Genomic DNA, 6,248 nt, shown 5'->3' with positions numbered 1-6,248 from the left:
GCCGCAGATGGGGTATTATGCAAAGGTCTCCTAAAGACAGATAACTACAGACGAGATATGTCGCACGAATTAAGCGCTAAGTACGATCCCTCCCAGGTGGAGGATAAGTGGTATGGATACTGGACGGAGCATAAGCTCTTCGCCTCTCATCCGGACAATAGACCTCCCTACACCGTCGTCATCCCCCCGCCCAACGTCACCGGCGTGCTCCATATGGGGCATATGCTCAATAACACCCTCCAGGACATCCTCGTCCGCCGGGCACGGATGACCGGCTTCAACGCCTGCTGGGTCCCCGGCACAGATCACGCCTCCATAGCCACGGAGGCGAAGGTGGTGGCTAAGCTGGCGAAGCAGGGGGTCAAGAAGAGCGACCTCACGCGCGAGCAATTCCTCGACGAGGTGTGGGACTGGACGCATGAGCATGGCGGGATCATCATCAGCCAGCTCAAGAAGATCGGCGCCTCCTGCGACTGGGATCGCCTCGCCTTCACCATGGATGAGCAGCGAAGCGAGACTGTGAATGATGTCTTCTGCGACCTCTACCGCAAGGGGCTGATCTACCGCGGCATACGGATGGTGAATTGGGATCCGGCAGCCAAGACGGCGATCTCCGATGAGGAGGTGATCCATAAGGCGGAGCACTCCAAGCTCTACTACGTCCGCTACACCATCGTGGAGGATCCGGAGCAGTATGTCCTCGTGGCGACGACCCGCCCGGAGACGATCTTTGGCGATGCGGCGGTCTGCATCAATCCCTCCGACGAGCGGTACACCCACCTCCGGGGCAAGCATGTCATCGTGCCGGGTGTGGGTCGCGAGATCCCGATCATCATGGATGACTACGTGGACATAGACTTCGGTACCGGTTGCCTCAAGATCACTCCCTGTCACGACATCAACGACTACGCCATCGGTGAGCGGTATCACCTGCCTAAGTACGACGTCTTCAATGACGACGGTACGCTGAATGGCTTTGGGGGCAAATACGAGGGTCGCGACCGCTTCGAGGTGCGGGACGCTTTTGCCCAAGAGCTGGAGGAGATCGGGGCGATGGACCACGTGGAGGACTACGACAATACGGTCGGCTTCTCCGAGCGGACCGATGTGCCGATCGAGCCGAAGCTCTCCACCCAGTGGTTCCTCCGGATGGATCACTTCGTCAAGCCGGCCTACGAGGCGGTGATGAAGGACGAGGTGAGCCTGGTGCCGCCAAAGTTTAAGAGCATCTACGCCCACTGGATGGAGAATATCCACGACTGGAATATCTCCCGTCAGCTCTACTGGGGGCACCGCATCCCCGCCTACTACCTGCCTGATGGGCAGATCGTCGTCGGGGAGAGCCGTGCCGTGGCGCTCGAGGAGGCTCACAAGATCGACCCCGCCCTCACCGACGCTGACCTGAAGCAGGACGAGGACACGCTGGACACCTGGTTCTCCTCCTGGCTCTGGCCGATGAGCGTCTTCGCCAATCCGATCAAGGATCCGGAGAATGCGGAGCTCCGGTACTACTACCCCACCTCGACCCTCGTCTCCGGACCGGACATCCTCTTCTTCTGGGTCGCCCGCATGATCATGGCAGGGTATGAGTATATGGGGCAGAAGCCCTTCGGGGATGTCTACCTCACCGGCATCGTCCGCGATCACCAGGGACGCAAGATGAGTAAGCAGCTGGGCAACAGCCCGGACCCACTCCTGCTGATCAAGGAGTATGGTGCCGATGGCGTCCGGATGGGGCTGATGAGCTGCACCAATGCCGGCAACGACATCCTCTTCGATGAGTCTATGTGCGAGCAGGGGCGCAACTTCAGCAATAAGATCTGGAATTCGTACCGCCTCGTACAGGGTTGGCAGGAGAGCGAGGCTGCGCAGCAGAGTGCTGCTCAGGCGGCTGCCGTGCGGTGGTTTGCGGAGGTGCTGAGCGACACCCGCAAGACGCTCGACGACCACTTCGCCAAGTACCGCATCAGTGATGCGATGATGCTGCTCTACCGCGTGGTCAAGGACGACTTCTCCGGCACCTACCTCGAGCTGGTGAAGCCGGACTACGGCAAGCCGATCGACAGTGCGACACTTACCGCCACGAAGGGCTATCTCGAGCAGCTGCTACTCCTCCTGCACCCCTTTATGCCCTTCATCACCGAGGAGCTGTGGCAAAACCTTGTCGACCGCGCAGACGGGGAGAGCATCATGACGCAGCAGCTGCCTGCCGAGTCGGAGCCTGACCGGGAGATCCTCCACCAGATGGCGCTCTCGAGCGACATCATCACCGGCGTCCGCGGACTGCGCGCCCACCACGGCGTATCACCCCGCGAGGCGGTGGAGCTGCTGATGCCGGAGGATCGCCTGAGCGATGCCTCCAAGGCGGTGATCCGCAAGCTCGCCAATATCTCCGACTTCACCGTCGCACCGACGAGCGGAGACGCTGAGGTGGAGACTTTCCTCGTGGAGACGACCGTCTATGGCGTCCCCTTCCGCGGGCTGATCGACATCTCGGGCGAGATCGAGAAGCTGAGGAAGGACATCAAGCACTACACCGGATTTATAGCCGGGATAGAGAAGAAGCTGAGCAACCCGGGCTTTGTCAACAACGCCCCGCAGGCTGTCGTCGATATGGAGCGGAAGAAGGTCTCCGATGCGACGGAGAAGCTGAAGAGCGCCCAAGAGCGTCTCGACCTCCTCGAGCAGCAGCAGTAAGCCATCCCTCCCCCAAGTAATCGAAGCAAGCACGATATGGAGTCAGAGATCCATGACAAGGTGATGAGTACCGCCGCTATCGTGGCGGAGTTTTTCGGTCACTTCCGCGAGACTCTGCTGACGGGTGGCTGTCTGTCGGTCCACAAGGTGATCACCTCCTTTGACCTCGTCGAGGGGGAGATCCTCCTCTCCTCAGATAGTGGTCAGAGCGAGAGCGAGGTGGTCTATGGCTGGCTCTCCGAGGATGGGGAGCGTGCCGTGGTGACGGAGCAGGAGGCTCTCCTGACCGTCCGAGAGGCACTCCGGCGGTTGGCGGCGGCAGGATTCTTTGAGCAACACCCCTTTGCGATGGATGTCACGATCGTCTACCAGAGTGGCGGGGCTAAGGACAAGACACTCTACTCCCACAGCGACAGCACCTGGGACGGGATCCGGCACGACAAGCTCCTCAAGGGAGCGAGCGAGGAGCTGGACCTCTTCTTGACAGAGCTCCTCCGGAAGGAGGCATAGGGCGACCCGCCCAACAAATCAAGTGATCCCGGGGTCTTCGGCACTTCGTGCCTCGACACCCGGGCTAAACGACGATGATCCCTCCGGGGCTATGCCCCTTCGGGATCGTCAGGCGGGCAGACCTCCTTGTCCAATCCTATGTGTCTATTGCGCTGTCCGACCCGTCCGACTCGTCCGACTCGTCCGATAAGGCAGCGCATCAGGTGGGGCGGGCCTCCTTGGCAAAGACCAGGTGTCTCCTGCGCTGTCCAATTCGTCCGACTTGTCCGACTCGTCCGATAAGGCAGCAGAGACGGGGTACTTGATTTACTCGATGCGGTCGACGGACTTCACCCCCTTCGCCTGCCGGATGAGTCGGACAAGCTGCTTGAGCGACCGCTCATCATCCGCATAGAGGGTAAAGAAGCCAAGGAAGAGCCCGTCATTGGACTCGATGCGGAAGTTCTTGAGCTTAACCCCCTTCTCCAGCCCTATCCGGGTGGAGATATTATTGACCACTGCGATGTCGTCCTCACCGACGACCCTGAGCGTCACCTCTCGGGCGGCCCTGTCGGCGGCGATGCCCGCCCACTCCGCCTTGTGGATGCGGTAGCTGTAGCGGGTGAAGAGGTCGGTGGCATTGGGGCAGTCATAGCTGTGGATCCTCATGCCGGTGCGGGAGGCGTAGGCAAAGATCCGGTCGCCATAGATCGGGTGGCAGCACTGCGCCAGCTCGTAGTCGATGCCGGTGAGCTTGCCATCGATGAGGATCACATCCTTATCCGCCGTGGAGAGCTGCTCCAGCTCCGTCTCCCGCTCGTAGTCCTCTGCCGAGACCTTTGGCCTACTCTCCTTGGCACTCTCGGTGCGCTCCTCGAGGAGTGCCTTGTAGTCATCGAGCACCTGATTGACCTCGTAGCGCCCGTCCGCCACAGCGAGGAGGAAGTCGCTCTCGCCCTTGTAGCCGTGCCGCTTCATGAGTCGGGCAAATTCACCCTCGTCCCACTCCAGCTTCCGGTTACGGATCTTTCGCTGCAGGTCCTCCCGTGCGAGTGCCACCCGCTCCTCGTCCTTATTGCGGAGGTAGCTGCGGATCTTGCTCTTCGCCCTCGAGGTCTGGGCGATGTCGAGCCAGTCCGCCTTAGGAGCCTGGCTGTCGGAGGTGATGACGCTGACGGAGTCGCCATTCTGCAGCACATAGCGCAGCCCCACATTGCGCCCATTGACGCGGGCGGAGACGCAGTGGCTGCCGACATTGGTATGGATGGAGAAGGCGAAGTCAAGTACCGTGGCGCCCTTGGGCAGCTGCAGCACCTCCCCCTTGGGGGTAAAGACGTACACCTCCTCATCGTAGAGATCCATCCGGAAGTCCTTGATCACCTCGTCCTCGGGGAGCTTATCCCCCATCTCGAGGACACGGCGCGCCTCCGTCATCAGGTCATCCAGCCCGGTCTCACTCTTGATCCCCTTGTATCGCCAGTGCGCCGCCAGTCCTCGCTCGGCGATCTCATCCATCCGTTCGGTCCGTATCTGCACCTCCACCCAGCGGTGGTCGGGCCCCATCACGGTGATGTGAAGGCTCTGATAGCCGTTGCTCTTCGGGATTGAGATCCAGTCCTTGAGCCGCTTGGGATTGGGCTGGTACATGTCGGTGACGATAGAGTAGACGTGCCAGCAGTCGCCCTTCTCATCCTTGGGTTCCGAGTCGAGGATGATGCGGATGGCAAAGAGGTCGTAGATCTGCTCAAAGGCGCACTTCTGCACCTGGAGCTTGTGGTGAATGGAGGAGATGGACTTGGTCCTGCCCTTGATATGAAACCTCAGCCCCGCCTCCCTCAGCCGCTTCTCCACCGGCTCGATAAAGGCGGCGATGTAAGCGTCGCGAGCATCCTTTGTCTGGGCCAGTTTCTCCTTGATATAGGTGTAAGCCTTGCGGTCGGTGTACTTCAGCGCCAGGTCGTCCATCTCGCTCTTGACCGCATAGAGTCCCATGCGGTGCGCATAGGGGGCAAAGATGGTGTGCACCTCGTCGGAGAGCACCCGCTGCTCCTCCTCGCCGAGGAGATGACCGGCCAGCCTCAGCCGAACCAGCCGGTCCGCTATCAAGATCAGGATGATCCGCACGTCCTCGGCAAAGGAGAGGAGGAAGCGCCCGAGATTGTCGCTCGTCATCACCTCCGTCGGGTCGTACACCTCGCAGACACGGAGGAGCAGGCGGTCCAGGTGAGCGGTGTCGGCGCCGAAGCTCTGCTCGATCTGCTCCTCCGTCACCACGCCGCAGCTGAGCGGACGCCAGAGGAGGATGGCAAGGAGGGAGGTGGAGTGGAGACCGATCTCCTCAACGGCAGAGACAGCGGTGAGGAGCTGCGTCTTGAGGCTATCGATGCTCTTCGCCTCGTAAGCACCACGGTCAAAGGAGCGTCTCAGCACCTCCAGCACGCAGTGGATCTGCTCCCGCGAGAGGCCATGATCCAGTGCCAAGAGGTACCTGAGGATCTCGCCGAAGCTGCTCTCGTACGATATGGCGCGATGACGGTACATGGCTTAGCGATCCCGGTGAGCCATGCGATCGGAGACCCGTCGCTCGTAGTCAGCGCGACGGACCCGCCTCGGCCTGAGCACAAGGAGGACCATCACGATCAGCGAGACAGCGAGGAGACCGATGGAAATCCAGAAGACCAGCCAATTAGTCGCCCTGAGGAGCCCCACGATGGATAGGATAGCGACGACACCCGCTATCAGCGTGGGAAGGGTAGTATTATTATTCTTGCTCATGATCACGTACAGCTATAGTGGAGGGGAAAGCGAAGGCGTGCCTCTCCGTCCCCCTTGTCTGTAAATATAGCGCAAATACTCCAATACGACGCCGCCAGGGTGTCGGTCCCCAGGTGACGATACTGCAGAGGACCCCGGTAGGGGTCCGTTATGCCTAGCCCGGTGGTCGAGGCACGAAGTGCCGAAGACCCCGGGGAAACGAGGATGTATTTTGGGATAAACGACCCCGCCAGGGTGTCGGTCCCTCTAACGATCACCATTACGAGCGACACCCTGGCGGGGTCGTG

At 60.6% G+C, this 6,248-nt stretch carries 4 protein-coding genes; 2 read left to right on the top strand and 2 right to left on the bottom strand.

Annotated elements, in window-relative coordinates; all coding sequences use genetic code 11:
* The first annotated feature begins 57 nt into the window (after positions 1–57).
* Together HMPREF2890_RS06830 and HMPREF2890_RS06825 are read left to right on the top strand one after the other, a co-directional pair.
* Positions 58–2,697, top strand: a complete 2,640-nt coding sequence (locus HMPREF2890_RS06830; protein WP_070466936.1) for a valine--tRNA ligase — start codon at positions 58–60, stop codon at positions 2,695–2,697.
* Between the two features lie 36 nt (positions 2,698–2,733).
* The gene (locus tag HMPREF2890_RS06825) at positions 2,734–3,207 is read left to right on the top strand and encodes a hypothetical protein (protein ID WP_070466934.1); all 474 of its coding nucleotides are present in this window, start codon (positions 2,734–2,736) and stop codon (positions 3,205–3,207) included.
* A gap of 306 nt (positions 3,208–3,513) precedes the next feature.
* On the opposite strand, the gene HMPREF2890_RS06820 is transcribed toward HMPREF2890_RS06825, so the two are convergent.
* Positions 3,514–5,727, bottom strand: a complete 2,214-nt coding sequence (locus HMPREF2890_RS06820; RefSeq protein WP_070466931.1) for a RelA/SpoT family protein — start codon at positions 5,725–5,727, stop codon at positions 3,514–3,516.
* A 3-nt stretch (positions 5,728–5,730) separates the two neighbouring features.
* Positions 5,731–5,961 (bottom strand): hypothetical protein, encoded by a 231-nt coding sequence (locus HMPREF2890_RS06815; RefSeq protein ID WP_148130713.1) that lies wholly within the window; start codon positions 5,959–5,961, stop codon positions 5,731–5,733.
* Positions 5,962–6,248 lie beyond the last annotated feature (287 nt).

The organism is Porphyromonas sp. HMSC065F10 (assembly GCF_001808555.1).
GTDB lineage: Bacteria > Bacteroidota > Bacteroidia > Bacteroidales > Porphyromonadaceae > Porphyromonas_A.
Note: the sequence above shows the minus strand (reverse complement) of the source record. Positions and strands in the feature narration are given on the sequence as shown.

What these genes read in the sequence shown, in the direction of transcription:
- HMPREF2890_RS06815 (WP_148130713.1), bottom strand. Translation starts at nt 5,961, where the DNA reads ATGAGCAAGAATAATAATACTACCCTTCCCACGCTGATAGCGGGTGTC.
- HMPREF2890_RS06825 (WP_070466934.1), top strand. Translation starts at nt 2,734, where the DNA reads ATGGAGTCAGAGATCCATGACAAGGTGATGAGTACCGCCGCTATCGTG.
- HMPREF2890_RS06820 (WP_070466931.1), bottom strand. Translation starts at nt 5,727, where the DNA reads ATGTACCGTCATCGCGCCATATCGTACGAGAGCAGCTTCGGCGAGATC.
- HMPREF2890_RS06830 (WP_070466936.1), top strand. Translation starts at nt 58, where the DNA reads ATGTCGCACGAATTAAGCGCTAAGTACGATCCCTCCCAGGTGGAGGAT.